Origin of the sequence: Paenibacillus macerans, from assembly GCF_900454495.1 — a bacterium.
GTDB classification, from domain to species: domain Bacteria; phylum Bacillota; class Bacilli; order Paenibacillales; family Paenibacillaceae; genus Fontibacillus; species Fontibacillus macerans.
The window spans coordinates 352406-378807 of the sequence record NZ_UGSI01000002.1 but is presented as its reverse complement, the minus strand read 5'-3'; the positions used below and the strand labels follow the sequence as shown (position 1 = coordinate 378807).

The window sequence follows — 26402 nt, the reverse complement described above, 5'->3', positions numbered from 1 at the left end:
GCCCGCCGCTTTAGTTGACGGCCGGAAGCTTAACCAGCACGCGATATTCGGCGCCCGGCCGCACATTCCGCAGGATGCCGTCCGCCATAGGCGCGCCGTCGGCATAAACCTCGGTCTCGCGGACGCCGGCATCGCGCGCCATCTCGACGCGGATCTTGGCCCCGCGGAAATTCCGGGTTACCTTGGCCCCGCTCCAATGGGACGGAAGCTGCGGCCGGATGCGGAGGCCTTCGGGGCATCCCTGCAGCCCGAACAGTCCGTCGATCAGGCAGCGGTAAACCCAAGGCGCCGTTCCGGTGTTGAACAGGTGGCTGGAACGCCCCGCCGTGCGCGGGAACTGCCGGTAGGCGCCGCGATAGTAGTTCGGAACGAACACCGGGAGCTGACCCCGCTGCACGATATCGTCCAAGTCCGGGCCGGGGATCATTTTGCGCAGCAGCCGGTAGGCATCGTCCTTCTCCCCTACGGAATACAGCCCGTAGATATAGAAGGCGGCCGCATGGTTGTACACCGCGCCGTTTTCGGCCGATCCCGGGTGCTTCTGGGTGACCCGGCCGACATCCTCGCGCATCGCGGTGTAGGAAGGGGCCAGCTTTTCTACGCCATAAGGCGTTTCCAGCTGTTCCCGAACGGCCCGCATCAGCTTCTCCCGCTTGTCCCGGTCGGCCGCCCCGCTTAACAGCGACCAGCCCTGCGGATTGATGAAGATGCGTCCTTCCCGGTCCGCGCTTACGCCGAACACGACGCCCGCATCCGTGATGCCGCGCGCATACCACTCGCCGTCCCATAAATATTCGTTGACGGTCTCGTTCGTCGCTCGGGCCGCCAAGCGGTATTCCTCGGCCATGCCTTCCCGTCCGCCCCGCGCGCATATCCCGGCCCAAACGTTAAACGCGTACGCGGTCGCGATGGTCAGCCAGCCGGATACGCCTTTTCCTTGATAGCCGACCATGTTCATCGGATCGCACCAGTCGCCCTGGTTAATATAGTTTAACCCGCGTTCATCGCGATCCCGGATCAGCCACTGCAGCGCCCGGTGCACATGCTCGAATACGGAACCGCTTTCCTCCCCGCCCGCATAAGGAACCTGTTCTTCCAGCAAGGAGTAGTCGTTCGTTTCATCCAGGTATGTGCTTAGACAGATCGGCAGCCAAACGCAGTGATCCGTGTGTGGAACCTGGTTGATATACTTCAGCTCGGCCTCGGGGTGCAGGATGATGCCGTCCGGCATCGCGCCGCTGGCCTTTTGCTGGCTTAAGGCCGTCAGGAAAGCCACTCTGACGGTTTGCGGTTTGATATAACTCATCCCCATATGGTCCTGCAAATAATTGCGCGTTTGGGGATCCGTCGTCAGGCGGTTGGTCTGCCCATGATAGTACATCTGCCGCGGGAGCCAGTGATTCACGAAGTTGTCCAGATGCGGGTCCGGGGTGGCGATCTCCAGGCAGCCTCCGCCTTCCCGGATGTAGCTGTTATACTCCCGTTCCGCCAGGACGAACCCGTCATCGCCGCAGGCATGTTTGCTTCCGAAATACTCGGCTTTGATTCCGGCGATTTGCTCCTCGTCCCGGGCCGGGCCGAATATAAACCGGTAGGCTTCCTCCTGCCCCGGCTCCAGCGCGATCCGGTACTGCAGCACGGCCACCGGCGTTTCGTACAAAGCGTCTCCCCGCGCGAGTTCCTCGCGGTCCAGCGCGGACGGCCGCATGATGCCGCCTTCGCCTTCGAAGGCTTCCTGGTTCACCTCCCAGGAATCGGCCGGACGGTCGGGGATCAGAAACGTTTTATCGCGAAAATGCTTGATTTTATCGTAGTCCTGATATTTCTGGTAAGGGGTGACGGAAGAGCATACGATCGACTGCAGCGCCTCGTTAAACTCCCCCGACTGGTTCATCCACGACATATAACCGACCGTAAAATAGGGATAAATGCTCAGCTTGCGCTTGGCCGGCGAGAGGTTTTTCACTCGGATGCGCCACAGCTCCAGCGGTTCTTCTTTCGGAAGGGTCAGGCTCATTTCAAGAGCGATGCCTGCAAATTCCACTTTCCAAACGATGCGGCTTTTGCCCACCGCAAAGGTGTATTGGTCGGCCGGCACGCGGACCGGCTCATAAGGCGCGGAGAAGATTTCCCCGGTCTCCTCGTCCTTCACGTACACGAAACGGCCGGGATGATGCGCGTAATAAGGCTGCTCCGGCTGCATGAACGTCTTCGCTTCCAGATTGGGCGCATGTGAATATTTCGCGGGCTCCGGCTGCATAAACTGGGCCACCGTGTAGCCGCGGCAATTCACATGAATCATCATGCTCTCATTCCACAAAAATCCCGATGCCTTCGGAAGCAATGTGGGACTGGCCAACTCGTAATACTCCTGATCCTCGGTCGCTTTTAACATCCTGGATTCTCTCCCCATTCAAACGCCTATGATTTTCCAAAAATAACTGCAGGTTTATTATACAACATAGGCTTGCAAAAATGGGCTTTAACTGAATTTGATGGAAATTTCCCGGTAAAATTCATCCCCCGTTTCCTTGGGCATTCTGATCTCAAAAACGCCGTCCTTATATACGCCCTTGCTGTCTTCCACCCTGACGCGCCTTGGCAGCGGATTCCGCTCCTCCTCGCCGTCCGGCAGCCGAACCTTCACTTCGCCCGCGCCGACCCAAACCGCGATATCCTGCGGGTCCACGTTCGCCGGCGCCCGAAAACGGGTAATCACCGATTGGTGGGTTTCGAAATTTTCAAACTGGACTTTTCCCGCCGCCCATCCCGATACCGAAGCCTGCGGAGTCATGCCTGCGAACGAATTCATCGAGTCCGGCAGCGTCTTTTTTAAAATGTCGCTGACATACTGGGATATGGACTGCGGATCGGGGGGCGCCATGTTGGAGCCGTTCAGGGCATTTTGGCCGGATAGGGATTTTTGAATGAGATCGTTGATAAAACTCGCAAAGCTCTGTTGATTTAGAAACGGGAATTTGTCATCAAAAAAAGGCTTGTGCACGCCGCTCATCTCCTTTCCGTTAAATTAATCCTTGCTTTCGGAACGTGGTCTGGCATCCGCACTTCGCGCAAAAGGCCGCGTCCAAATCGTTCACATAGGAGCAGCCTTTATCGATCCGCCCCCCCTCGTCCGAGCAGCGGTTGATCAAAGGCGCGCCGCATATTTTGCAATATTTGTCCTTGCCGTTAGCTTCATAGAAACAGCGCACGCACGTTCGAGTTTCTTCTTCCTTGGCCATATGAACCTCCGTTACATGTTCTTGATGGGGGAGTCGACAATATCGCCGTCAAATACATACGATTTGCCGTCCCGCGTGATGTTGATTCCTTTGGATCCGCCTACTCCGGCATTGCGTTTGCTGTGCGAGCTCCAACCGGTCTGCTCGACTTCCCCCACCGCCACGGCGGCATTCGCCGCCATTCCGTTGACGTTAATATCCGCCAAGGAGATGCCCGTCCCGGCATGAACCCCTTCGGCCGGGCAGCCCCCATGATGAATCAAAAACTGATCGGCATCGTCGATCAGCGTATCGATCACGTCATTGTCGATGACGATGCCCACGCAGTGGGAAAGCTCCACACCGGACAAGCTGCCGAATCCGGCATTCGACTTGCTATGGGAGCTCCAGCCGTCCGCATGAATCACCGTGCCTATAAATACGCCGGAATTGGATTCTATGGAGTTCACCGACAATTTATCCAGTGAAATCACGGTTCCCAGCGGTGTTATTTTCAGAGAAATCCCTCCGTTCCTTCAGCTTAAATTGCATGTTCAAAAAGGCCGGTTCTTTCAGTGCCGAAGCTGATGCTTCCGATATGCGTTTTTTCAAAACGCTTTAGGTCGGATGAAGCCAGGCTCCGAGGAGCCAACTTTTTGAACAACCACTCATAGGGTTTGATTTTGGCCGGTGGGTCCCACGATATCATTGTCGACAATCGGCGCATCCACGACTTCGGGATCCACGATCGTGCTGACGAACATAATCGTGTTGTTTATGCCGAACTGAATCCCCTGTCCGATATTCAGCTTGGCGTGAGCCGACCATGTATTCTGCAGGACTTCCCCGATGGATATGGTGCTGTTGGTTTTCTGCCCCGCTACGTTGATCGCGTTGAAGACAATGGAAACGGCCACTCTAAATCACTCCTTTATTCATCCTATGCAGCCATGAACTGTCCCGATTCCCGGGATGAGCCATGGGCCTTCGTCCCAACGCCGGGCCAACTTAAGCGCGGGCCCCAACTCATAAAGTCGCCCCGGGAATAATAAGCTTTAAATAAGCGTCATCACCTGAAAGTCTTTGCCAAAAAAGGGGGATTGGCCATGGAGGTTGACCCTTCGAAGCGAATGCTCCGCAAATTGCGTTCGCATATGCACGAGACGGTTGGAGAGAATTTCTGGGAGGATATGTCCGGCTTGATCCCGCCGCTGTTCCCCCGGATGGATATGTATCGTCAAGACGGTCGATTTATCGCCGTCATCGAGCTTCCCGGCGCCGCTTCACCCGACAAGATCAAAATATCGACGAACGGAAAAACCTTGAAAATCACCGGGGTCATTCCGTACGATTACCCCGTTCATGAAGACCGGTTATTGCGATCGGAACGTTCCCTCGGCAGCTTTAACCGGACGGTCTCCCTGCCGGTCGAGGTCGAGCCGGACAGTGCAGAGGCCGTGTTCGAAAGCGGTCTGTTGACCGCCATATTTCGCTGCAAGCCGGACATTCCCGAACAGGACGTTCCGATTTTGCCCAAGAAGGAGGAACAAACGTAAATGGGCTTCCTCTTCCGACGCAAGGCCGCCGGCAAGCCGCCTCCCCCGCAGGACCTGCTGGCGCGCCTGGAGAAGATGGAGGCCCGATTGAAGGAGCTGCCCCAGGCCAAAACCGAGTACCATATCCGGATCGACCAGGTCCATATCCATCATCCGGCGCTGGATCAGCTTACGTTTAAATTGGATAGCCTGGATATCGACGAACTCAGCGGTTCCCTGAATCTCGGGAACAACTTTGGGACCGGGGGGCATCAGCCCAAGAAGCCGGACGCGAAGCAGCCCGGCGAGTTCCCGAGTCAGGGCGGGCCGCAGGAAACGGATGAGAAGGGGGCCATCCCGCCGCAAAGTCCCGGTTCCGGGTTCAAGCAGACGCCTAAAGGGTTTTCATTCAGGAAATAAGGAGGTCTATAATGAAGCTGCATATTGTCGGAGAGATTCAAGTGGACCGGATTCAACGTACTTCGGGCGTTTTTGCCGGAGACAACCGGCAGTCGGGATGGAGTTCAGCGGCGGTGGACAATCAGGCCGCGGCCGCCGCGCAAGGCCAGGGAAACCGGATTCAGGGGCTTCGCTCGGTGCTGGTCGGCCAGCATGTTCCCGGGAAGAAGGTGTGAGCATGGAGCTGGTGCTTGCGCCCAATTTCGTCATTGGCCACATTCGGGTGGGGACCGTCGAAGGCTCCTCCTGCATCAATATCGGCAACAACCTGCCGAGCGGATTTACAAGCCACAAGAAACAAAACCAGGGACTTTCCGTCTCCGGAGATCATAATGAATTAAAGGACATCGAATCGCTGCTGGACAACGCAGGCAGCGCCGAACTGCTGGGAAGCGTGTTCGGCGAGGACACGGCGGCGCGGATCTACCCGAAGCATCGCCGTAATGCCGTCTGACCGAACGCTCGCGAAAAAACGCATCCAAGAGCAAAAAGAAAAAGAGCCGCATTTCGTTATGTCGAAATCGGCTCTTTGCTCCTTATGGATCGGCATTAGATCCAAGTGCGGAGAACGATTACCAGGAGGATAAACAGCACGAGAATCACACCCGTAGAAGTCCACAATCCGAAGCCTGCACAGGATCCGCCGAATGCAGCATTAGGGTAACCCATGTTTTTTTCACCTCCTTTTCAGAAATACATCTCAGCCTCAAATCCAGAAGAACGGCCACAGGAACAACAGCGCCAGGAGCGCCCAGGGAAGCCAAAAACCGCCGAAGCCGCCAAAGCCGCCAAAGGGGCCGAACCCGAAAGCCTTCGTTTTTGCCTTGGATTTTAAATTGGAAACTTGTTTTCTGACTTTTGGGGACTGCTTGGAAAGAACCGAAGCGCCTCCGGGTACAACCCCATCAAATTGAATGCCTTCCGGGCCAACGGCGCTTATCGTTCCAACATAACAGTTTCCGTCACGAAGGACCGCACAGACCGGTCTTCCAATATAGGGTCTGCAACCAGCTTCGGTAATAGGGTAGATCTGCTGCATGCATCTCTGCCTCCCTTCTCGGTGCTTTCGGTTCATCCTATGCTTTGCCTACGCGGGTGGATTGGGTCATTCGTCCATATACAGCCAACTAATCAGCGTCCGCCTATCATTTTTGATTGCCTGGGGCATATGCTACCCTAGAAAGGGCTGATGGAATGAACTATCATGAGATGATCGCGGCGATGGGTGAAGGAGCGGCTCATCCGGGAGGATATAAAGGGACACTCGCTTTTCTTGACGGGGTCGACATTCCCCCGGGGCTGCGCGTATTGGAGGTTGGGTGCGGCACCGGCAGAACGGCCTGTTTGCTGGCCCAAAAAGGGGCTAAAGTTACGGCTATGGACCGGAGCTCCACCATGGTGGGGAAGGCCAAAAAACGGGCCGAGATGCAGGGGATTGACATTGATGTGGTTCAAGGGGATGTTTGCTCCATTCCGTTTGAAGCGGACACCTTCGATGTCGTGTTTGCGGAGTCGGTTACGATTTTTACGGATCCTGCGGCAGCATTTCGGGAGTATTGCCGCGTGCTTCGAACCGGGGGACGGTTATGGGACCGGGAGCTCTATGAAGCGGCGCCTCACCCGGAGCTGTATCCGGAAATGTTCAAGCTGTACGGCAATTCCCAGCTTCCGGAGCTGGACGCATGGATCGGGCTGATGCGTTCGGCCGGATTCCGCAACGTTCGGCCGTGGAAACCCGATGCGGCTTCCCTGATTCCTGCGGATTCGGACGGGGAATTCCTTTACGACCCGTACCAGCTTTTTGATTTGGAAACGCTGCAGGACCCGGACACGCTAGGTTTCTTTGCACAAAATCACGCTTTTTTGCTGGAATTTCACGAGCATCTTTCGTTTTGCGTTTTTATGGGGGAAAAATGACTTCAGTTTGCGCGAAAAAGGGACCGGAGCCCAACCGATCCCTTTTTTCGTCCGAATTTCATTATGTCCCGCAGAAAGTCCGGTACGGGCAGGCCGTGGGGGCGGGCGGCGCGGCGTATTCGGCCTGCTCCGGAGCGTGCGCGAACGGGTTGGCGAGCGCCCCCAGGAACCGTTCCATCACGCTGTAGTCTCCGCGTTCCGCCGCGGCCTCCAGCGCTTCCTCCACCCGGTGGTTGCGGGGAATGAGCGCGGGGTTGCTGCGACGCATCAGCTCATGGGAGGCCTCCCTGGTCTCCTGCTGCCTGCCGAGCCTTTCCTGCCACCGCTCCCGCCACCGCGCAAATTCCGGCGCGCCGAACAAAGCGGAATCGTCCGGCCGGTCAAAGGTAAGCGCCAGAAAAGCATTGGTGTAGTCCGCCCGGTGCTCATGCATCAGTCCGAGCAAATCCTTGATCATGACTTCGTCCTGCGCTTCTTCGCCGAACAGCCCCAGCTTGGCGCGCATTCCCGCAAGCCAGCGGGATTGGAACAGGCCGGTATACCGAGACAGCTCCCCCTCCGCCAGCTTCACAGCCTCGTCCTCGTTGTCGCTCAGAAGCGGCAGCAGGCTTTCCGCCAACCTCGTCAAATTCCAGAGCCCGATGTAAGGCTGGTTGCCGTAAGCGTACCGGCCGCCCGTATCGATGGAGCTGAACACCGTCGCCGGGTCGTACACATCCATGAACGCGCAGGGGCCGTAATCGATCGTTTCCCCGCTGACAGCCATGTTATCGGTATTCATGACGCCGTGAATAAAGCCGATCAGCTGCCAGCGGGCGATCAGGGACGCCTGGGCTCCGATTACCGCTTGAAGCAGCGCCAAATAGGGGTTCTTCGCCTCGAGCGCTTGGGGATAATGGCGTTTTATCGCATAGTCCGCCAAAGCGCGCAGCTCCTCCTCGTTGCCGAAGTTTGCGGCGTATTGGAACGTGCCGACCCGAATATGGCTGGCGGCGATCCGGGTCATCACCGCTCCCGGCAGCTCCGTTTCGCGGTACACGGGCTCCCCGGTCGTCACCACCGCCAGGCAGCGGGTGGTCGGAATCCCCAGGGCGTGCATCGCTTCGCTGATAATGTATTCGCGCAGCATCGGGCCCAGCGCGGCCCGGCCATCCCCGCCCCGGGAATAAGGCGTTCGGCCGGAGCCTTTCAGCTGGACGTCCCAGCGCCCCCCGGAAGGCGCGATCTGCTCGCCGACCAGCAAAGCCCGGCCGTCCCCAAGCATCGTGAAGTGACCGAATTGATGTCCGGCATACGCCTGCGCCAGGGGGAAGGTCCCTTCGGGCACCCGGTTTCCGGCAAACACCGCCACGTTTTCCTCGCTTTGCAGCGCCGCAGCGTTTAGCCCCAATTCCCCGGCCAGCGGCTCGTTTAAAACGGCCAGCTTCGGCGAACGGACAGGATTCAGGCCAACCCGCGAATAAAAGACGTCCGGCAATTCGGCATAGCTGTTATCAAGGTTCCATCCTGTGGTAGGAACGGTTATTTTCGTCATCATAAGTATCTCCCTGCTCTAAACGATGGTTTGATCTATTATACACAATTTTGGGCGCACGCCATTCATCCGTCCCCAGGGGCATTCGGACCGTTGTCCCCCGCGATGTGGATATGCCGTTACCGTTATATGCCTCGTACATATTGTAAGAGTGAGATATGGACTTGATGAATGAAATTACGGATAAGGGGAGTGATGAAATGGGAACCGGCCATAAAAAATCGATCTACCCGCAGGGAATTTCCATTATCACCTGCACGAACCGACGAAGCTCTATCAAAAACCTGTTCAACAACTTTGCCAGGCAGCTCCATCCCAAAAAAGAGCTGATCATCGTCGTAAATAACGATAAAATTCCGCTTGAACCTTATTTAAACATGGCAAGGCGATATCGAAACGTTTACGTCTACCGCTTGCCGGGGCGTTTCTCGCTCGGCGCTTGTTTAAACCATGCCGTCAAGAAAGCGAAGTACCGCTACATTGCCAAGTTCGACGATGACGACTACTATGCTCCTTATTATTTGACCGCCAGTTTGCGGGTCTTTCGAAGAACCGGCGCCGACGTCATCGGAAAGCGGGCGCATTATATGTATTTACGCGGATCGAAGACGCTGATCCTTCGTTTTCCGCAGGATGAAAACCGGCCTGTCACCGAAATTCCCGGCGCTACCCTTGTTTTTAAGCGGCAGGTATTAAGCCGGGTTCAGTTCCCCAATCAAAGCGTGGGGGAAGACGATCTTTTTTGCCTGCGCTGCAAAAGGAAAGGATACAAAGTTTATTCCGGAGAAAAAACGAATTTTGTTGCGATCCGCCGTAAAAATTCCTCCAACCATACGTGGATTATCAGCGATAAAGAGCTGCTCGCCCATCATAAAAAGATCCCGAACGTGAAAAATTACAAAAAATTTGTACAAAGTAAACCGAAGGGGGAGCGATAATGGCACATCTTCCTTCTTCATCCTGGACCAATAGTCGAAAAATAAGGACAAAAAACGGCGTTATTTATAGGATATTTGTCCATTTAGAAAAAATAGAGGAACTTTATGTCGCTATTTTCCTTAATCGCTTGGAAATTCCCGCGTTTGGGACCATTCCTAGTCAAATAAGGACAAAAAATGCCGCTAATGGTGATGAACCTGCCTGGCTCCGGATAATAAGCATATTCTAGCTCTAAAAGTTCCGCTATTTTGTCTTTCAAAACCCGAAAAGCACAAGGAGCCTTTCCTTGAAACATCGTTCAAGAGGGCTCCCTGTGTTTTGGATATGACTCTTACATATTATGCAACTCTTTAATCTCTCCGCCTTTCAGTTCCACAAATACTTGGGCAGCGGCAGTATTCTGGCCAAACCAATCGGCGGAAACCTCGGCATCATATAAAGTCCAGTTTTCGGTATTCATTTCCTCGGTATTTAGATATGTTGATTTTTTCAGTTCAATTTCTTGTTCATTGGTTTTCATCCACACTCGAACAACCTGAAGGTTCTTACTGTAAAGGTGCACGGCAATATTCATCAAACCGGAATGGTCCGTATCATAAGCTAGTACATAAGTGTCATACAATTTCAAGTATTCATCATGGTAACCGCTAAAAAGGCTCATCACATTTCGGAATGGATACGTATCCTCAGTCCACTCCGTATCCGCCTCATCCCCGCTCTTGATCGCAACGGGATACAGGCGCTCTGAATCCATGTCCTGCAACGGCTGACATGAGCTGCTCAGCTCTTTCGACGCGGCCGGGCCGCCTCCTCCATCTTCCGGTTCAGGGGCTAATTTCGTAAGAAAGGATTCCCGGTTGGAATAATAGTTGCCTTCATCCAAGATGGTTAAATCTACGGGATCGTCAATGTATCCCGAATCTTTGTAAAAAAGCCTTCTGCTTTCATCCGAAAAAACAGGGATAATGGCAGCCAGATCCAAGGTGTCCGAAGTCCAAACCGGATTCGTTCTAAAAGCCACCGTTCCCTTAAACCCTGCGGAATTTAACCGCTCATTGGTCCAGTAACGATACATTGTAAACTCGTACGGAGCAACCACGGTATTTCCCCAAGTATCCAGATTGCTTCCCTCTAGGGAGATGTAGGGAAAATACGGGACAGGGTCGTTAGCGACTTCTGCATCCAGCGCTCTAAAACATGCCGTGGCCACACTAGCAAGACCTCCATTATTCTCCAAGCAGCCCGATAGCAGGATAAACACGACGACTGCTAAAGGTATAATCAACTTTTTCACAATAACACCTTCGAGGTTCAGACTTATTCTCCCTCATCATACCCTACCAAAAACTGCAACAAATCCACGCCGGCTTGATTCGGAGCAATACCTTTCAAAACGGTTGCAAGTCTATCGTACGAGCTTACCAATCTCTCTGAAACCTCTTCCAAACTCGTTTGATCTTCGTCGTTCATGGCCTGGGCGGAAGTTTGATTGTAGTGCTCCCGATATTCGGACAGTTGTTGCAGTAATTCGCTATATTTTTCTTTATTAGCCCTCTGGCCTTCATTTGACTGCAGTTGTACCAGGTGCCCATAAATAGCCGCATCAATCATGCTTCCTTGTCTTGTTGACATATGCGACCACATCGTTCCTCCGCCATTCAAATAATATTGATATTCATACCAATCCGAATTAAGATCTGAGATGTTTGCTCTCAATTTGTTCACCAAGTTATTCAGGGTGCCATCATCTGCTACCATTTCATTTACTTTTGTTGTAAAGCACTTTCCAAACTCCGAATAGGCTTCATCCATACCCGCTTCGGATTGATCTTCCCATTTTTCCAGAGAGAACTTTTCAAATATTTGTGAAACTTGCCCCACTTGAGTCAATTCGGCCATGTTTTCATTGTTGCATGAGTAAGAAGCAATATTATTAGAACCATTCGATTCATCTTCCTGATTATCCGGTTTAAAAGTAGCCAACATTCCTTTAACTTCTTTCTGCATGGACTGGTAAACTTGAGCATCTTCTTTATTACTTGGTTCCTGAGATAAAATCTTGGCAACGACGACCCAGTCATCACCTTTTGAAACGATCTGATAGCTGTCTCGTTGATTTGGTTTGAGATCATTCCATTCCGTTAAATTTAATGATTCGATTTGAATTAATGGAAACGATCCCCGCTCATTTAAAAATGAAATCACTTGCTTATTTACTAAATCCTCAAGGGATATTCTCCCTACCCATGTTTCGGGGATTGTAAATAAACCATAAAGCGTATGGATCTCTCTCGGACTAAGCAATGTAGGCTCAACATCATAGTACCCCCAGGAGCTAACTTTCATTTTTGAGGAGTTATCATATACGTTATCCGCAATAAAAACAACACTTACTCCTTGTAAAGGATAAATGATGCTAAACTGTTTCCGATCTTCATTTTCTGTAGATGGCTCGGCCAAGATCATGGTTTCACCGGCTCGTTTCATAATATCCGAAAATGACATATTACTTCTAGCTTCAGTGTAATGAATAGGACTGGCGCCGTTAATATCAACATGGCTTACCGGCACCCCATCATCACCTGTCAAATGAAATATCATACCGGCCTTTTCAAGCTTGAGTGAAGTTAGGCCTGTATCCGAATCCGTTTCTTCTATAGGAAGTTCCTCATAATCTTGTGCTAACTTTTCAATCAGCATGTCTTTGTCCATATCAAAATATGCTATGAATTTCTTTAAAAAAACCGGATTGTTAAGATCATAAGAGGAATCGGTACCGAACGTTTCCGTGTCAGTAGGAATGTTGGTATTGCTACCTGCCTTTTCCCCTCCGGATTGAGAAGTCTTTGGCTCACAAGCCGTCAGGGTAAATAAACACAGGGTAATCAGTACTAATATCATTGATTTAAATTTCATTTGATGCTCCCCACCTTTTTACCGTTTTGACTATAAACAATCCCATCATCGCCTATAATTCTACGGACGGCTATAGGCTTTTGGGTCGTCAGCCAATATCCTTTAAGTTCAGAGACCTTCACATTTCCACCCTTTTTGTTTGTTCCGCTCTCGTGAATAAATTTCCCGTCTCCCAGATAGAACCCTACATGACCAACCTGGGACGAATTGGGCGAATTAAATAAAACCAGGTCACCCTGTTTCAAATCAGAGACATCGAATGCTCCCGCACCCTCTTTTCCTTTCGTCCATACTTCTAATCCGGATTTAATTTGAGTGCCGGTATTGGCCCCAATGTCGATATTCGATCCAACTTTCAGGTCGCGCAGAACCGTCCGGTAAATAGCCGAAGTAAAGTCCGAGCAATCCATTGCTTTTGGCGGTGACTTTGGATCCATATATTTGGGTCTGTTTCCGTCCATATAGTATGGAACCTTTCCCTCGAACTGTTTGGCTAATTCCAGTACCTGCTCCCTTGCAGCTTCAATCCCTTTAACGGCAGCTTGAAGTGATTTACTTGTTTCCGAAGGCAGAGGCTGACTGGATGGAGCACCCGTTTGGCTTGGTACTTCCAAAATGGACAATAACATGATTGCTACACCAGGATTTTTATCGACTACAGGACCGTAGGTAAAAACTCTATCTTTATAATACTTCCCTTCTAACGGTATATTTGTACCGCTAAACACATATACACTATTTACCTTGTGATTGATATATCCTAGGCCATTGTAATACTCCGCAAAAGTCATCATTTTAGCAATATCCTTAGAAGAACCGTCAATCCCGACAGTATCTCGGACGTATTTTTTTAAATTCAGAGCATGAATTGCCGCATCCTCCCATTCCGTAAAAAATATTCCCTTTGGAACGTTTACTGTTTTTTTCCCGAGCGGATCTCCATTATGTAGATACTTACTAAAGTCACCGGAGCCCTCCCGCCAGTGGATGGCCGCTATTAATTCAGGGGGCACGCCGGTTTTTTGGGAAACAGACACATATCTCTGTTTGTATTTTGAATAATGCTGCTGAAATTTCTTCAAGGAATTCATAACATCCTTATTTGAAAGATCCTTTGTTATATAAGGCAATAGCCACTTATTACGCTCGTATAACGCCTGAACTTTTTCTTTTTTATTCTTTATTTTTTTAATATTTAGGTTCATTTTACTTAGTGCGGTCAGATCCAATTTTTCTAAAACTTCTGTCTCTCTGGATTCATCCTTTAAGGCCTTCCCCGCAACCCCCGTCCACAGTATCTTATAATCGGCATCATCCACCATTTCCGAAGACATGGAATGCTTTTCCTTCAATGTTAATCTGAGTTTCTCCGCGTACGCATGCGCGCCGTTCATTTCGTTTTGCATGTTTTTCGCTTTATATTCATGCCAAGCTGCTTGGGCCCGGCCGATTTCGGTGAGCAGTTTATGTATTTCGTTCAGCTGAGCCTTGGCCCAGGCACCTTCGGGCCCCTCCTTCATGGCCAAGCCTAACAAATATGTATACTGGTTATCCTGCGGAATCAGAACCGGTACAAACTTATCGTCTTTCGTGATCCGAAACGAAGGATCGTAAGAGCAAGCCGAGATAGGCGATTCTTTATAAAGTCCGCTTAAGTTTACGTTTTCCTCGTAAAAGCCTTCACTAATTCCCAGGTCCTTCAACACTTTTCTAAGCCTTTCCGCCTCTTTATGCGCCCCATCCATCAATGGCTTGTTATTAAATGCTTTATAAACGGAATAGGCTACTTGCGCCCGGGCAATGTCGTATCTGGCTTTAAAAATCTTGTCCAGTTGCTGCTTGGCTTCTTCCTGCCCCTCTTCCGTACCGTTGAGGGTTTGTGCGTGCAGCTTTTGCACCACCGGGTCTTCGAACAAGGGATCCTTCAAGTAGGCTGATGAGCCTTCACCGGCGATAACTCCATCCTTCGAGTAGTAAGAAGAAGGCGGGATAAATTTCTGTTGTGTAGCTCTGTTGGCTGCTTCCTCACTATCCAGGTAGGCCTGTGCCGCTTGTTTTAGTCCGCCAGCTTTTTCGTAAAGTTCATCGGTTACTAATTTCGCCAATTTCGTAATATTCCGCAGTCTATTGTTCACTTCATCCAGTGCTCGTTGAACAGACCGTTCATCGTATTCGCTTCGTACATCTTGCACTAACCTGGATAAATCTTGATAAACCCTGCGCTCGCTGTTCTCTACTTGATTGCCTAGTGTTTTCAGCTTCGCGGAGAGCTCTTCTAATTTCCCGGTATCCACCTTCATGCTCATCGTTTGCTTTCCTTCCCGAAAACTAGGTTTTATTTCACAATAAAAAGGTAATATTTACCTCTATGGCTCTTGATATTATACTCACAATGCATATCCCAAACAATGGAAGTATCAAGAAATAATCCCTTTGGAGTAGCAACTTAAAGTTTATAGCGGGACATTTGTCTCATAGCAGCAGATAACTTTTTTGAATGAGGTACATGGATTAACATAAGAAAAACGTCTATCGACGTACTCCCTAAGAAGCCAGACCGCGCTAAATAGTAGCAAAATGTACAGTTACTTATCCGGAGATCCTGCCACAGTGCTTGATTAAGTGTAAAACCTGCAATTACTCCACAATCTTTCGAAAAAAAGGCAAAAAGACGAGGATATAGTTGTACGAAATGCAATTAAACGAATGATTAGACAAATGGATATAAAGTTAGTTGTATGATTTGCAATTAATGGTCAGAGTAGGGCCGGTCAAGCACACTTTTACCCGCCATCCGACCAGGGGAAATAAATAATCAGCGGTTAAGACGATTTTGGTACTGCGAAAGTTGAGTTATAAATTAAAAACTAAAAAACAAAAGCCCTCTTGAGGCAGAGGGCTTTTGAGGTAACCAAAGTAGCTGTGCTAAAATAAACTTTATTCATCGGCGCCGATATTCACGGCGCTGCCTTTCACGCGGGGCTCCCCGTCAATATCCTCGGTTCCGATGATGGCGGTGTCCGTGTTCCCGGCATCGATCGCCGGAGACGATGACTGCAGATGGAAGTCGCCGTTCGCGGCGTTCACGAATTTGGGATCGGCAAACAGCGAATGCGCATCATTGCCGGTTCCCTTTTGATACGAGGAGAATCCCGTATATTCTTTATTTTTCCAGGTCCAAGTCGCTTCCGAGCTGCCGCCCGGAGCAAAATACAAATTGTAATCCACAACGTTGCCGGTGTTTTTGGTGTATTCATTGTAGATCAAAACATCCGTGGAGTTGGCCACGAAAATATTGTTTTTGATTACGTTGTTTTGCGTATCGTACTGCACAAGAAGCTGGCCGTTATAACCGTTTAAAGTGTCGTTTTTGTACACTGTGTTGTTGACGATCTTGCAGTTTACGGTAGAGCCGCGCTCTTCGTCGTAACCGCCCATGGCGATGCCGGTCAGCCGGTTGTTATAGATCACGTTGCTGCGCACCGTAATATTGCTGGTGGATTTGCCGGCATGTTCGGAGGCGATTTCGAGGCCGATGTCGTTGCTGTAGCTGTAGTTCTGCTCGATAATGCTGTCCTTGCCGCCATCCACATAAATGCCGCCGGCCGAGTTGTCGTCTTTCCCGTAGGACGGGTTATTTTTAACGGAATTGTTGTACACCCGGTTGCCTTTCACGAGCCCGTTCCGCGCCTGATCGTAAGCGGTCTTCGGGGCGGTTCCCTCAAAGCCGATCAGATCGATCCCGATGTTGTCATTGTCGTGAACGAGGTTGCCGGTCACCGCAAAGCCGTCTACGTTGCCGTTTAAAACGAGCGCTTCGCTGGAGCCCAGCACGAGATTGTACAGCTCATTGCCGCTGATCGTCAGGTCGTGTATCGAATCGGGAGCTTTCGTGCCATAAACCGCGATGCCGTGGGCGTCCCGGCCCAGCCGGCCGCTGCCGCTTGGGGTGGCCGTGTTTTTGATGTCATGGACTTTGTTGTTGGACAGATTAATGAAGCCGCCTGCGCCATGGACATAAATACCTATAGGTACCGCGTTCTTGGATGCCGTGGTAAACCCGCGGACTTCAAACCCCTGAACAGTAACGTAATTGACATCCTCCAGCTCGATCAGCCCTTCGCTGCCGTTGACCGAAAGTCCGGTGCCGTCAATGACGGGGGTCTCGTTGCCATAGTTGGTGAACACAATGGGACCCTGAGAAGCGGAGCCGGAGCGGGTAATCTTCAGTTTTTGATTGTACACGCCGCCCCGGACGTAAACCGTGCTGCCCGCGGGGGCCACATCGGCCGCATGCTGCAGCGTCTTCCACGGTGCGTTGCTTGTTCCCGCGTTGGAGTCGCTGCCGCTCGTCGCCACATAGAATTCCGTGCCGGCCGCGGAGGCGGAAGGGGACTGCGCATTTCCGGCCGCCAAACCAAGTCCTAAAGCCAACCCCAGACTCAAACTCGCCAGTAAAATTTTCCGGAATTTCATTATGATTCCTCATCTCCCTTTGTTTGGTATAGTCATTATACCATAAATTCACTACGCCTGTCCTGCTTGCAAACGGAGGACGGCCTCCACCGTGGGCAGGCTCCCGGTGCCGCCAAGGCCTAGCGTCGACAGCGCCCCGCAGGCATTGGCGAATCGCAGCAGCTCCTCACCGCGGCGGCCGAGCAGATATCCGTAAATGATTCCCGCGTTGAAGCAATCGCCCGCACCCGTTGTATCCACCGGGGTCACCGCGTACGGCCCGGCCGAGATCACGCTTCCGTCAGGCCGGCGCAGCGACGCGCCTCTGGAGCCCTGCTTGACCGCCACCATCCCCGCCACCGGAGGAAGCTCGGACTCAAGCACACTGGCGACCCGGTCGGCCGGGAAAATATGCAACAGTTCATCCTCGCTCGGAATGAACAGATCCGTTTCCGCCAGCAGCGCGCCGATGCCGTCGCGATCCCACCGGTTAGCCACATCCCAGCCCGTATCAAAGGACGTGCTGGTCCCGTCCGCGCGCAGCCGTGCAAAAAGCTCCAGCCAATGCGCTCTCATGCCGTCCTGCAAATAATAGGAGCCGAAATGCAGATGACGGGCCTGCCGCAGCAGCGTGTCCGGGATATGCTCCGGGGTCAGCAGCGGGATGCTGCCGGCGTAGGTTAGCAGCCCGCGGTCGGCGGGCGTAGAGAAGGAAAGCGTCACGCCCGTCTTCACGCCCGGCAGCCGGGTTACATGCTCGGTGTTAACGCCCATCCGCCGCAGTTCGCCCGTGCAGAAGACGCCGAAGTCGTCGTCCCCCACCACGCTGACGAACCTCACGTCCGCCCCCAGGCTGGCCAGCGCGCAGGCCGTGATCGCCGAGGAGGAACCAAGCACGACCTCGAACCCGTCGACCATCTTCTCCCGGTTCCATTCCGGCATGACATCCCCGCCGGACACAATGATGTCCACGTTCAGCTCGCCGGCGACAACAACAACGGGCTTTGTCTCCTGAGCCCCTTGGGAGCGCATCATTTCAATACCGGAACAAAGCCTTGTTCCGCCTCATACAGCTCTTCGAACATGCGGCCGATTTCGTCCAGGGAGCAAACGGCCGCGGTCAGCGGGTCCACCATCAGCGCGTGGCGGGCCATGTCCTTGTCGCTCCGGAGCACGGCTTCCACCGCCAGGTCAAAAAAGGCCATGTTCGAGCGGCACAATGCGGCCAGATGCTCCGGCAGTCTCCCGAAACGCGTAGGCTGCACGCCCCTGCGGTCGACCAGGCAGGCCACCTCGACCACGCCGTCCGCCGGCAGATTTTCGATCAGCCCCCGGTTCGGAACGTTGCCGTAAATGACCTTCGGCTCGTTATTCAATACGGCTTCGATAATCACCGCCGCGTATTCATTGCTCGACCGCATTTCGAGCGGCAGCGTGCCTTCGAGCTGCTGAACGATCTCTTCATCGTTCTCTTTGCGCCAGATCGGCCAATTATCGGCATAGAAACCCGTGGCCCCGTTATAGCCGGCATTGCAGTGCAAATCGATAAGCGACTGGCGCTTTCGATAGTAAGGTATATACTCCGAGAAATGGCCGCTCGATTCCGAGACGAAAGCGCCCAAATATTTCATCGCGTCAAAGCGGACCGGATCCTGCCGCAGCAGCTCGGGGTCCTTGATTTTTTCCAGCAGCACGGGATACAGGTCTTTCCCGGCATGGGTCAGCTCCACGAACCAGGACATGTGGTTGATCCCCCCGGCTCTCCAATGCATTTCTTCGTAAGGAACCCCGGCATATTCCGCCAGCTGTGCGGACGTGTTCTGGATGGAGTGGCAGAGGCCGACCACCGGCAAATCCGTGATGCGGGAAGTCAGCAGCGTAACTGCGGACATCGGATTGGTATAGTTCAAAATTATGCCGTCCGGACACAGCTCTTCGACGTCCCGGACAATCTCGATCCAACTGGGAAGCGTGCGCAGCGTTTTAAACAGCCCCCCTGGTCCCAACGTATCGCCAATGCATTGATTAACCCCGTATTTCAGCGGAATTTCATATTCGTAGCGAACCGTCTCCAGCCCGCCGACCTCAATCTGGTTGATCACAAATTGCGAGCCGCCGATGACCTCCCTGCGGTCCGTAGAGGCGATCACCTCCCACCGTTTCCCCGTCATTTCCACGATTTTGAGCACCAGCCTGCGCGCCAGCTCCAGCCGCCGCTCGTCGATATCGACCAGGGCGATCGTGCCGCCCTCCAAACCTTGGATCAACAGGATATCCATGGCGATGTCCCGGGTAAACGCGCTGCCTGCGCCGATAATTGAAATTTTCGTCATATCTCTTCTCCTCGCTCCTTATTTCATGCCTGTCATGGTCAGGCCTTTTATGAATTGCTTCTGGAAAATCAGGAACACAATAATAACCGGCAATGTAATCAGAACCGCCGCGGACATGACGACGTTGTAATTAACCATATGCGTTCCGTTAAAATAGACCAACGCGAGCGGAACGGTCATTTTGCTCTCATCATTCAAGACAATCAGCGGCCACAGGTAGTTGTTCCAGGAGTTCATGAACGTGAATATCCCCAGGGCCGACAGCATCGGCAGGATCAGCGGCGAAACGATGCGGAGCATCAGCCTGAACTCGCCGGCGCCGTCCATTCTGGCCGCTTCCAGCAGCTCCTGCGGAATCTCCTCTATGAATTGCTTGGCCAGAAACACCCCGTAGGAGCTGACCAGATTGGGCAGAACGATCGCCATCAGATGGTTGACGAGCCCCAGCTCTGCCGTAATGAGATAAGTCGGGATCATAATCACCTGGAACGGAATCATCATCGTCGCCAGGATCAAGATGAACAACAGTCTCTTTCCCTTAAATCGATGTTTGGCAAAAATATATCCGGCCAGGGAACTGGTGAACAAGGTCATGACCGTAATGATGACGGAGGTCGCCAAGCTGTTGAACAGCCAGGTGACAAACGGCGCGTCGCGGAACACCGTCCGGTATCCCTCCAGGCTGGGCTGCCGGGGAAACAACCCGCCGGTGCCCGAGACGATCTCCATATTGCTTTTCAGCGAAGACAGCACCATCCAGGCGTAAGGCAGCAGCATGATACAGGCTGCAATGGCCAAGACAGCGATAAGAACCCCGTCCCAATACTTGCGTTTATACGGCATAGGCTTCTTTTCCCCCTCTCAATGCTCCCACTGGGTGCGTCCCCATCTCAGCTGCAGCAAGGTCACGAGCAAAATGATCATAAGAAACACGGTCGCCATCGCCGAAGCGTACCCCATATTCGAATTGGCAAACGCCTGATCGTAAATGTGCAGCGCCAGCACCCGCGTCTCGTTGAACGGCTCCCCCTTCGTCATGATCTGGAACTGGGGGAAGGCCTGGAAATAGGAAACGACCGTGGTCACGGAGACGAACAGCAGCGTTCTGCGCAGCAGCGGCAGCGTGATGTGGAAAAAGATATGCCGCCTGCCCGCGCCCTCCAGAATCGCCGCTTCATAGTACATGTCGGGAATGGAATCCAGCCCGGCGATGAAAAGAACGATATTATAGCCGATATCGGCCCACAAGGTCATCATAATGACGGAATAAAGCGCATAATGCGGATCGCTGAGCCACTGGATCGGGGCCATATGCAGCTTGGCCAGCAGGATGTTGAACAAGCCGTTGTTGTAATTGAACATCGTGCTCCATACGATGGCCGTTCCCGCCAGCGGGGCGATCGTCGGAAGAAAAAACACGGTGCGGAACAAACTTTTGAGCCAGGGGATTCTGACCCGCTGAATGGCCGAGGCGATCAACAGCGTGATGACGATATTGATCAGCACGGTGATCGTTACGAATTTGAACGTGACCCATAGCGACTTCAGAAAAACGGCGTCCCGGGCCATGCGGATATAGTTGTCCGCCCCCACGAACAGCGCCTTGGAGCTAAGCGGGTCATACTTAAAAACGGACAAGCCCAGGCTCCAGGCGATAGGAAGAAACGCAAACACCCCAAACAGGAGCAGGACCGGCACCAATGAAATGAGGATGAACCTCCGCTTGGCTCTGTATCCCGCCGCTTTTCCCGCCGATTTTAGCTTACCCGTCTTGTCGGTCGGTACAACAACACTCATGCCCGAACACCCCTATTCACTTATGTTGATCCTGATTATCGTTGATGGCCTGTTCGATTTTCGCCAATCCGTCCTCCACGCTCAGGCTTCCGCCGGCCATCAGCTGAAAATGGTCGTTGACCTGCTTGAAGAAGTAATCGCGGTCCGCTACGGGGCCGATCCATTGGCCAAGCGACAAAATTTCCAGCGAGGTTTTCATATACGGATTGTTTTTCAGGAATTCGGGGTCTTCGGCGATTTCTTTTTTGGCCGGAACGGTGAAGGTGTCCGTATTCCACTCCTCAAGGTTGTCCTTCTCCGTGATGAAGCGGATAAACTCAAGCGCGGCCTCCGGCTGCTTGCTTTCCTTCGCCACCGCAAGGCCCCAGCCGGATTCGGCGGCAAAGGCGGGCGGGTTCTCCGTAAAGGACGGTACGGGCACATATTCAAAATCGCTGACCTTATAGTTGTTCAATCCGGCGGATATCGTCCAAGGGCCGCGATAGGTCATAGCCGAGTTCCCGCGGAAAAAATAATCGGAGGTATCCAGCTCCCCGCCAAACGTGGTCAAATCGGCGACCTTGTCGTCGGCCACGAGCGAGACCAAAGCGGACATCGCCTTTTGCGCCTCAGGAGTGTGGAAGTTCACATGCCCGTCCTTTCCCCAGAAACCGGCGCCCTGCTGCAGAATCAGCGACAGAAAAGTAAACGTGATATTGTCCGACGATACAAAGTCGAAACCCTTTACTTTAATGACATTGCCTTCGCGGACGGTCAGCTTTTTGGCGTAATCGACCAGTTCCGCCCAGGTGGAAGGCGGCTGGTCGAAGCCCTGTTCCTTCAGCATTTGCGGGTGGATCAGCATGCCGCCGTTTTCAATGTTGTATTCAAGCGGCAGACCATACAGCTTGCCATCGCGCAAATACCCGCCGAGGGGTGCGTCATAGTACGCTTTTTGTACAGTTTCGCTATCGGGGATTTCAACGAGCAGACCGTTCTTGGAATATCCGGGAACCCAAGTGCCGAACAGCTCGGCGATATCGGGCGGTGTGTTCGCAGAAAATGAAGCTTTCAGCTTTTGGTTGTACACGTCATAAGGAAAAGTCTGATATTCGATCGTCACATCGGGGTGCAAGGTTTGATACTTCGAGATCTGTTTTTTGTATGCGTTTACAATTGCATCTTCCTGATGGCTCCAAAAGACCAGTTTCACCTTGCCTTCCGTGCCTGAGGATGTATCGCCGCCGGAAGCGGAGGGGCCTGCACAGCCCGCTGCGGCGAATACAACGCAAACCGCCGCAATGATCAGCATAAACTTCGAAAACCGCATTCGCATATCCCCCTTATCTCCTGCAAATTAGCCAGCATTTGAAGGGGAGGTTGCTTGAGAATTGGGGCGCCTTTAAGTGAGAGTTCAAAAAGTCGGCTTTTCAGCACCGAGAAGGTTGGATGAAGCTAGGGACGTCAGGAGCGGAGCGTACGTTTTGGGTACGTGAGCACCGGAAGGCCCGGCTGAATTCAAGATTCGACGTCGAGACCACTTCCTGACCTGCTGCTTCGTGATCAAAAGATGACTTTTTGAACAACCTCTTTAAATAGGAGCAGTGTGGTCTAAGGGTGTATATACGGCAATCTGCTGCTCCCGGCACGCTTGCTCAAACCATCCCTCCGGCTGCTTATTCGTGATTACCCCCGTCACCTGATTCAGGGGAGTAATGGTAAACAAAGCGCTCTTCTCCAGCTTGCTTTGATCGAATACAGCATACACTTCGCTGGAACGTTCCATCATCAGTTGGGCAATCCGGGCTTCAAGCTCGGAATGCATCGTAAAGCCATGATTCAGCGATACGCCGTCCACCCCGAGGAACATTTTGGTAATGTTGATTTTATCGATCACATTCTCCGCCAGCGGACCGCTGAGCTCGTAGCTTTTGGCCCGCATTACGCCGCCGATCACCACAACCTGAATGCCTTCGGCGTCGGCCAGGTCGAAAGCGATGTTCACCGCATTGGTGACAATCGTAATATTGCGGTGTTTTTTCAACGCTTTGGCAATAAAAAACGTCGTCGTTCCCCCGGTCAGGCAGATAATGTCTCCCTCCTGAACGAGGGCGGCCGCGGCTTCGGCAATCCGCTCCTTATCCTGCCGTTTGAAATCGCGTTTGGCGGCAAAAGGCAGCTCCGCCGCCGACGGTGTCAGCGCCCCTTCGTAAATGGCTCCGCCGCTCGTGCGGATAATCCCGCCCGCTTTCTCCAGCACGTCCAAATCGCGTCTTGCGGTCGCTTCCGAGCAGCCGACGGCTTCAATAATTTCCTGCAGCGATATTTTTCCGTGCGCCTTAATCAGTTCCAGCGTTTTCGCTCTGCGCAGCTCACCCTTTGAATATTGCATAGCTCTCTCCTTTAAATGCGAGTTCAAAAAGTCAGGTTTTCAGCACCGAAGCCTATGCTTCCGATGTACGTTTTTTCAAAACGCTTTAGGTCGAAAGAAGCTTAGGGACTGAGCAGCGGAGCATAGGAAGATCCTACGTGAGCAACTGAAACGTTTCCGTAGGAAACATGCTTCGGAAGCATCCGCCCCACCCGGCTGAATTCAAGATTCGATGTCTAGTAAGCTCCTTGATTCTACTTCGTGATCAAAAGATGACTTTTTGAACATCCTCTTTGATATATCTGAGCCGTACAGCCCGTGTTAGCTCTATTGTGGAGGATGAAAGGATAGATTGCAATACGCCGAAATGAACCCGCATCCTGCTGCAAAATCCGTTAGAAAAACGCGCTTCCGCACGCTTTTGCCGGCCCCTTCACAAAGCTATGATTTGTACCTGACTCTCGTACTCCCGGAAAAGATGGCAATCGATATCCCCCGCTTTGGCGGACATCGCATTGGCCGCGGCCGCCGCAGCGGCGGTGCGCAGTCTGTCTGCGGCCGAATCGCCGCGTTCCTCCGCATACGCCATGCCGGCCACAAAAGCGTCGCCGCAGCCCACGGTATTCACGGGACGAATGGCCGGCGGCGTCACCACATACCCCGCTCCATCCAGAACCGCCACGGCTCCGCGGCTGCCCAGCGTGACGCACACCTCGGCGATTCCCTGATCGGCCAGCAGTTGGGCAGCCCGGACCCATTCGCTTAGCTCCCGCGGTTCGCGTCCCAGCCATCCGGCCAGTTCCTGCTCGTTGGGCTTCACGAAGCGGGGCGACGCGGTCAGCCCGGCGCTGAAGGCCGCTCCGCCGGTATCCAGAAAGGCCTTGGCGCCGGCGGACCGGACGATGCCGATCAGTTCCGCGTACATATTTTCCGGCGCGCCCGCGGGCAAACTGCCGGAGAGCACGACTATGCTGGAATTTTGGGCCAGATCGTGCAGCGTTTCCTTAATTGCGGCTGCCTCCGTCTCCGTCATGGCCGGTCCTTGCCCGAGCAGTTCGGTGGAGCTTCCGCTGGACTCATCCAGGATGTTGAGGCAGACCCGCGACTCTCCCGGGGCGTGGACAAAAGCGGTCTCTATGCCCCGTTCGGCCAGGCCGCGTTCAATGAACGCGCCGCTCGCGCCGGCGATGATGCCGGTGGCGGTGACCTGGCCGCCTAGCTGGCGGATCACCTTGGCGACATTGTTGCCTTTGCCACCTGGCTCATCTACTTGCCGGGCCACCCGGTGCACCTGGCCCAGGCTGAACCTGTCGACGTAACACGTCCGGTCGATGGCTGCGTTGAGTGTGACCGTGGTGATCATCGGGCTGCGCCGGCCTTGCCGGTTGTTCCGGTTGCGTCAACAATCCCGGATGTTGCGGTCGTGTCGCTCGTTGCGGTTGTTTTTCCTGCTGCTATGGTCGTGCCGGTTTTCCCCGCTTTTCCGGCGGAGCCGCAGAGCCGCATTTTTTCCATTGCCAGCCGTTTGACCGCTTCCTTCGCCGGAACCATGTATTTGCGCGGGTCGTTTTCTTCGGGATCGGCCGCAAACACGCCTTTGATCGCGTCGGAGAAGGCGATGCGCAATTCGGTGGCGATGTTCACCTTGGACATCCCCAGCGCGACCGCCTGATGGATCTGCTCGGCCGGAATGCCCGACCCGCCGTGCAGCACCAAAGGAACGGACACGCGGTCCGCGATCCGCGCAATCCGCCCAAAATCAATGTTCGGCCGGCCCTTGTAAATGCCGTGGGCGGTTCCGATCGCGGGCGCTAGCGTAGGTACGCCGGTGCGTTCGATGAACAGCGCGCATTCTTCGGGATCGGCCAACGACGCTTGCCGCTCATCGACGACAATGTCATCCTCGACACCGCCGACCTTGCCGAGCTCCGCCTCCACGTTTACGCCGGAGGCCTTGGCGATCTCCATCACTTTGCTGGTCCGCTCCACGTTTTCCTCAAAAGGAAACATGGAGGCGTCGATCATAACCGAGGTGTAACCGGCGCGGATGCATTGGATGATCGTCGGAAAATCCGTGCAATGGTCCAAATGCAGCGCCATGGGCAGACCCGTCCGGTCCGCCGCGGTTTTGGCCGCATGGGCGAGGTAATCCGCACCCAGATGTTTGACGGTGCCCACCGTCGATTGAATAATGAGCGGGGAGTCCATTTCCACCGCCGCTTCAACGACCGCCTGAAGCATCTCCAGGGTGTGCACATTAAAGGCGGCGACGGCGTATTTATCCCTGCGGGCCGCTTGCAGCATTTCAGTAGACGAGATAAGTGGCATATCCTTTCCCCCTTAAAAGGTTTCGCCGCGCAGCGGGTGTGAAGGGAGCACCAGGGCCTCGTTATTGGAAAGAGACGTTGAGAGCCCGTTTACACGAAGGCCATGTGCCCCTTTTATACGCGGGCCTGGCAACCCCTTTTATGCGATGGCATTGCCCCCACCTATTTGGGCTCGGCTGGCGGCGGTTTGAACGAGTTTAACGCCCTCCTTTCGTGAGTGGGGCGATTCGGGAATAACGTGAGTGGTGAGACTGGTGCGACAGCAAAGCTAATCCTAACGGACACCACAGACCTTATTGGGCATGGATGAGCACGTATCCGAACTTTTTGAGCAAATAGAGGCTCTCCTGTCCGTTAGAAATGAAAACGGCGTCTTTTCTGGCAAATAAGGTCGTTCAGGTCCGTTAGCCTTCGTGCGGTATGCGGTAAGCTGTATGCGGTCGATCCACGGCACACCAACGTTCACGTTATTTTTGAATCGGTCCACATAGACAAATGATTGCAACTGCCGGTTGATAAATCGGATGATTGATGCTTGGATGAATCTTGTGCTTGTGATCATAATAATCGTTTATTTTGATTAAATCAATCATTTTGTAAAATTTTATCGCTCAGTTCG

26 protein-coding genes are annotated in these 26402 nt (G+C 53.1%); 6 read left to right on the top strand and 20 right to left on the bottom strand.

Annotated features, from left to right (window positions below; all coding sequences use genetic code 11):
- Window positions 1-10 precede the first annotated feature (10 nt).
- The 5 genes from DYE26_RS24875 to DYE26_RS24855 form a co-directional block, all read right to left on the bottom strand.
- Window positions 11-2395: a GH36-type glycosyl hydrolase domain-containing protein gene (locus DYE26_RS24875; RefSeq protein ID WP_036618790.1), complete on the bottom strand. Its 2385-nt coding sequence runs from the start codon at window positions 2393-2395 to the stop codon at window positions 11-13.
- 87 nt (window positions 2396-2482) lie between these two features.
- Window positions 2483-3004 carry an Hsp20/alpha crystallin family protein gene (locus DYE26_RS24870; protein WP_036618787.1) on the bottom strand — a complete coding sequence of 174 codons (522 nt, stop codon included), beginning with the start codon at window positions 3002-3004 and terminating at the stop codon, window positions 2483-2485.
- A gap of 19 nt (window positions 3005-3023) precedes the next feature.
- On the bottom strand, window positions 3024-3242 hold the full coding sequence (locus DYE26_RS24865) for a double zinc ribbon domain-containing protein (RefSeq protein ID WP_036618785.1): 219 nt from the start codon (window positions 3240-3242) through the stop codon (window positions 3024-3026).
- A gap of 11 nt (window positions 3243-3253) precedes the next feature.
- Entirely contained in the window at window positions 3254-3691 is a 438-nt protein-coding gene (locus tag DYE26_RS24860) for a hypothetical protein (RefSeq protein ID WP_124332349.1), read from the bottom strand.
- A 198-nt stretch (window positions 3692-3889) separates the two neighbouring features.
- Window positions 3890-4138, bottom strand: a complete 249-nt coding sequence (locus DYE26_RS24855; protein ID WP_051985189.1) for a hypothetical protein — start codon at window positions 4136-4138, stop codon at window positions 3890-3892.
- 189 nt (window positions 4139-4327) lie between these two features.
- On the opposite strand from DYE26_RS24855, the gene DYE26_RS24850 reads away from it, so the two are divergent.
- From DYE26_RS24850 to DYE26_RS24835, 4 genes are read left to right on the top strand one after another with little or no spacing between them, the layout of a single operon-like run.
- The gene (locus DYE26_RS24850; RefSeq protein WP_051985188.1) at window positions 4328-4777 is read left to right on the top strand and encodes an Hsp20/alpha crystallin family protein; all 450 of its coding nucleotides are present in this window, start codon (window positions 4328-4330) and stop codon (window positions 4775-4777) included.
- Complete coding sequence (locus tag DYE26_RS24845) at window positions 4778-5176, top strand: hypothetical protein (RefSeq protein WP_051985187.1); 399 nt, start codon at window positions 4778-4780, stop codon at window positions 5174-5176. It abuts the gene before it with no gap.
- Between the two features lie 11 nt (window positions 5177-5187).
- A complete protein-coding gene (locus tag DYE26_RS24840) occupies window positions 5188-5391 on the top strand; it encodes a hypothetical protein (protein ID WP_036618781.1) in 204 nt (67 codons plus the stop codon).
- A 2-nt stretch (window positions 5392-5393) separates the two neighbouring features.
- On the top strand, window positions 5394-5669 hold the full coding sequence (locus DYE26_RS24835) for a hypothetical protein (RefSeq protein WP_051985186.1): 276 nt from the start codon (window positions 5394-5396) through the stop codon (window positions 5667-5669).
- Window positions 5670-5764: 95 nt separating this feature from the next.
- Here DYE26_RS24835 and DYE26_RS34365 read toward each other — a convergent pair whose 3' ends face one another.
- Window positions 5765-5884 (bottom strand): sporulation protein YjcZ, encoded by a 120-nt coding sequence (locus tag DYE26_RS34365; RefSeq protein WP_082207619.1) that lies wholly within the window; start codon window positions 5882-5884, stop codon window positions 5765-5767.
- A 37-nt stretch (window positions 5885-5921) separates the two neighbouring features.
- Window positions 5922-6254, bottom strand: a complete 333-nt coding sequence (locus tag DYE26_RS24825; protein ID WP_036618779.1) for a hypothetical protein — start codon at window positions 6252-6254, stop codon at window positions 5922-5924.
- Window positions 6255-6409: 155 nt separating this feature from the next.
- Here DYE26_RS24825 and DYE26_RS24820 point away from each other — a divergent pair, with 155 nt between their 5' ends.
- A complete protein-coding gene (locus tag DYE26_RS24820; RefSeq protein WP_051985185.1) occupies window positions 6410-7132 on the top strand; it encodes a class I SAM-dependent methyltransferase in 723 nt (240 codons plus the stop codon).
- A 61-nt stretch (window positions 7133-7193) separates the two neighbouring features.
- On the opposite strand, the gene DYE26_RS24815 is transcribed toward DYE26_RS24820, so the two are convergent.
- A complete protein-coding gene (locus DYE26_RS24815; RefSeq protein WP_371861024.1) occupies window positions 7194-8669 on the bottom strand; it encodes a protein adenylyltransferase SelO in 1476 nt (491 codons plus the stop codon).
- A gap of 197 nt (window positions 8670-8866) precedes the next feature.
- Between DYE26_RS24815 and DYE26_RS24810 the strand changes: the two genes are divergently transcribed.
- Window positions 8867-9604, top strand: coding sequence for a glycosyltransferase family 2 protein (locus DYE26_RS24810; RefSeq protein WP_036618775.1), 738 nt, complete (start codon window positions 8867-8869; stop codon window positions 9602-9604).
- Window positions 9605-9936: 332 nt separating this feature from the next.
- On the opposite strand, the gene DYE26_RS24800 is transcribed toward DYE26_RS24810, so the two are convergent.
- From DYE26_RS24800 to fba, 12 genes are all read right to left on the bottom strand, one after another.
- Window positions 9937-10899 carry a hypothetical protein gene (locus DYE26_RS24800; protein WP_127463454.1) on the bottom strand — a complete coding sequence of 321 codons (963 nt, stop codon included), beginning with the start codon at window positions 10897-10899 and terminating at the stop codon, window positions 9937-9939.
- A 23-nt stretch (window positions 10900-10922) separates the two neighbouring features.
- Complete coding sequence (locus tag DYE26_RS24795; protein WP_036618772.1) at window positions 10923-12521, bottom strand: hypothetical protein; 1599 nt, start codon at window positions 12519-12521, stop codon at window positions 10923-10925.
- Entirely contained in the window at window positions 12518-14827 is a 2310-nt protein-coding gene (locus DYE26_RS24790) for a C40 family peptidase (protein WP_051985184.1), read from the bottom strand. The genes DYE26_RS24795 and DYE26_RS24790 overlap by 4 nt, the downstream gene beginning before the upstream one ends.
- Window positions 14828-15458: 631 nt before the next feature.
- Entirely contained in the window at window positions 15459-16997 is a 1539-nt protein-coding gene (locus DYE26_RS24785) for a right-handed parallel beta-helix repeat-containing protein (protein ID WP_036618771.1), read from the bottom strand.
- A 51-nt stretch (window positions 16998-17048) separates the two neighbouring features.
- On the bottom strand, window positions 17049-18008 hold the full coding sequence (locus DYE26_RS24780; protein WP_115311374.1) for a carbohydrate kinase family protein: 960 nt from the start codon (window positions 18006-18008) through the stop codon (window positions 17049-17051).
- Window positions 18008-19309, bottom strand: coding sequence for an alpha-galactosidase (melA, locus tag DYE26_RS24775; RefSeq protein WP_036618768.1), 1302 nt, complete (start codon window positions 19307-19309; stop codon window positions 18008-18010). Before melA ends, DYE26_RS24780 begins: the two co-directional genes overlap by 1 nt.
- Before the next feature lie 18 nt (window positions 19310-19327).
- Window positions 19328-20152 carry a carbohydrate ABC transporter permease gene (locus DYE26_RS24770; RefSeq protein WP_036618764.1) on the bottom strand — a complete coding sequence of 275 codons (825 nt, stop codon included), beginning with the start codon at window positions 20150-20152 and terminating at the stop codon, window positions 19328-19330.
- Window positions 20153-20170: 18 nt separating this feature from the next.
- Entirely contained in the window at window positions 20171-21106 is a 936-nt protein-coding gene (locus tag DYE26_RS24765) for a carbohydrate ABC transporter permease (RefSeq protein WP_036618761.1), read from the bottom strand.
- A 16-nt stretch (window positions 21107-21122) separates the two neighbouring features.
- Window positions 21123-22415: an ABC transporter substrate-binding protein gene (locus DYE26_RS24760; RefSeq protein ID WP_036618758.1), complete on the bottom strand. Its 1293-nt coding sequence runs from the start codon at window positions 22413-22415 to the stop codon at window positions 21123-21125.
- A 261-nt stretch (window positions 22416-22676) separates the two neighbouring features.
- Window positions 22677-23477 (bottom strand): DeoR/GlpR family DNA-binding transcription regulator, encoded by an 801-nt coding sequence (locus DYE26_RS24755; protein WP_036618755.1) that lies wholly within the window; start codon window positions 23475-23477, stop codon window positions 22677-22679.
- A 412-nt stretch (window positions 23478-23889) separates the two neighbouring features.
- On the bottom strand, window positions 23890-24819 hold the full coding sequence (locus DYE26_RS24750) for a 1-phosphofructokinase family hexose kinase (protein WP_051985183.1): 930 nt from the start codon (window positions 24817-24819) through the stop codon (window positions 23890-23892).
- On the bottom strand, window positions 24816-25784 hold the full coding sequence (gene fba, locus DYE26_RS24745; RefSeq protein ID WP_082207618.1) for a class II fructose-1,6-bisphosphate aldolase: 969 nt from the start codon (window positions 25782-25784) through the stop codon (window positions 24816-24818). The genes DYE26_RS24750 and fba overlap by 4 nt, the downstream gene beginning before the upstream one ends.
- Window positions 25785-26402 lie beyond the last annotated feature (618 nt).

Bases quoted from the DNA above. Each gene is read 5' to 3' on its own strand.
- DYE26_RS24875 (WP_036618790.1), bottom strand. From the start codon at position 2,395: ATGTTAAAAGCGACCGAGGATCAGGAGTATTACGAGTTGGCCAGTCCC.
- DYE26_RS24865 (WP_036618785.1), bottom strand. From the start codon at position 3,242: ATGGCCAAGGAAGAAGAAACTCGAACGTGCGTGCGCTGTTTCTATGAA.
- DYE26_RS24850 (WP_051985188.1), top strand. From the start codon at position 4,328: ATGGAGGTTGACCCTTCGAAGCGAATGCTCCGCAAATTGCGTTCGCAT.
- DYE26_RS24845 (WP_051985187.1), top strand. From the start codon at position 4,778: ATGGGCTTCCTCTTCCGACGCAAGGCCGCCGGCAAGCCGCCTCCCCCG.
- DYE26_RS24840 (WP_036618781.1), top strand. From the start codon at position 5,188: ATGAAGCTGCATATTGTCGGAGAGATTCAAGTGGACCGGATTCAACGT.
- DYE26_RS24835 (WP_051985186.1), top strand. From the start codon at position 5,394: ATGGAGCTGGTGCTTGCGCCCAATTTCGTCATTGGCCACATTCGGGTG.
- DYE26_RS34365 (WP_082207619.1), bottom strand. From the start codon at position 5,884: ATGGGTTACCCTAATGCTGCATTCGGCGGATCCTGTGCAGGCTTCGGA.
- DYE26_RS24825 (WP_036618779.1), bottom strand. From the start codon at position 6,254: ATGCAGCAGATCTACCCTATTACCGAAGCTGGTTGCAGACCCTATATT.
- DYE26_RS24820 (WP_051985185.1), top strand. From the start codon at position 6,410: ATGAACTATCATGAGATGATCGCGGCGATGGGTGAAGGAGCGGCTCAT.
- DYE26_RS24815 (WP_371861024.1), bottom strand. From the start codon at position 8,669: ATGATGACGAAAATAACCGTTCCTACCACAGGATGGAACCTTGATAAC.
- DYE26_RS24810 (WP_036618775.1), top strand. From the start codon at position 8,867: ATGGGAACCGGCCATAAAAAATCGATCTACCCGCAGGGAATTTCCATT.
- DYE26_RS24795 (WP_036618772.1), bottom strand. From the start codon at position 12,521: ATGAAATTTAAATCAATGATATTAGTACTGATTACCCTGTGTTTATTT.
- DYE26_RS24790 (WP_051985184.1), bottom strand. From the start codon at position 14,827: ATGAGCATGAAGGTGGATACCGGGAAATTAGAAGAGCTCTCCGCGAAG.
- DYE26_RS24785 (WP_036618771.1), bottom strand. From the start codon at position 16,997: ATGAAATTCCGGAAAATTTTACTGGCGAGTTTGAGTCTGGGGTTGGCT.
- DYE26_RS24780 (WP_115311374.1), bottom strand. From the start codon at position 18,008: ATGCGCTCCCAAGGGGCTCAGGAGACAAAGCCCGTTGTTGTTGTCGCC.
- melA (WP_036618768.1), bottom strand. From the start codon at position 19,309: ATGACGAAAATTTCAATTATCGGCGCAGGCAGCGCGTTTACCCGGGAC.
- DYE26_RS24770 (WP_036618764.1), bottom strand. From the start codon at position 20,152: ATGCCGTATAAACGCAAGTATTGGGACGGGGTTCTTATCGCTGTCTTG.
- DYE26_RS24765 (WP_036618761.1), bottom strand. From the start codon at position 21,106: ATGAGTGTTGTTGTACCGACCGACAAGACGGGTAAGCTAAAATCGGCG.
- DYE26_RS24760 (WP_036618758.1), bottom strand. From the start codon at position 22,415: ATGCGGTTTTCGAAGTTTATGCTGATCATTGCGGCGGTTTGCGTTGTA.
- DYE26_RS24755 (WP_036618755.1), bottom strand. From the start codon at position 23,477: ATGCAATATTCAAAGGGTGAGCTGCGCAGAGCGAAAACGCTGGAACTG.
- DYE26_RS24750 (WP_051985183.1), bottom strand. From the start codon at position 24,819: ATGATCACCACGGTCACACTCAACGCAGCCATCGACCGGACGTGTTAC.
- fba (WP_082207618.1), bottom strand. From the start codon at position 25,784: ATGCCACTTATCTCGTCTACTGAAATGCTGCAAGCGGCCCGCAGGGAT.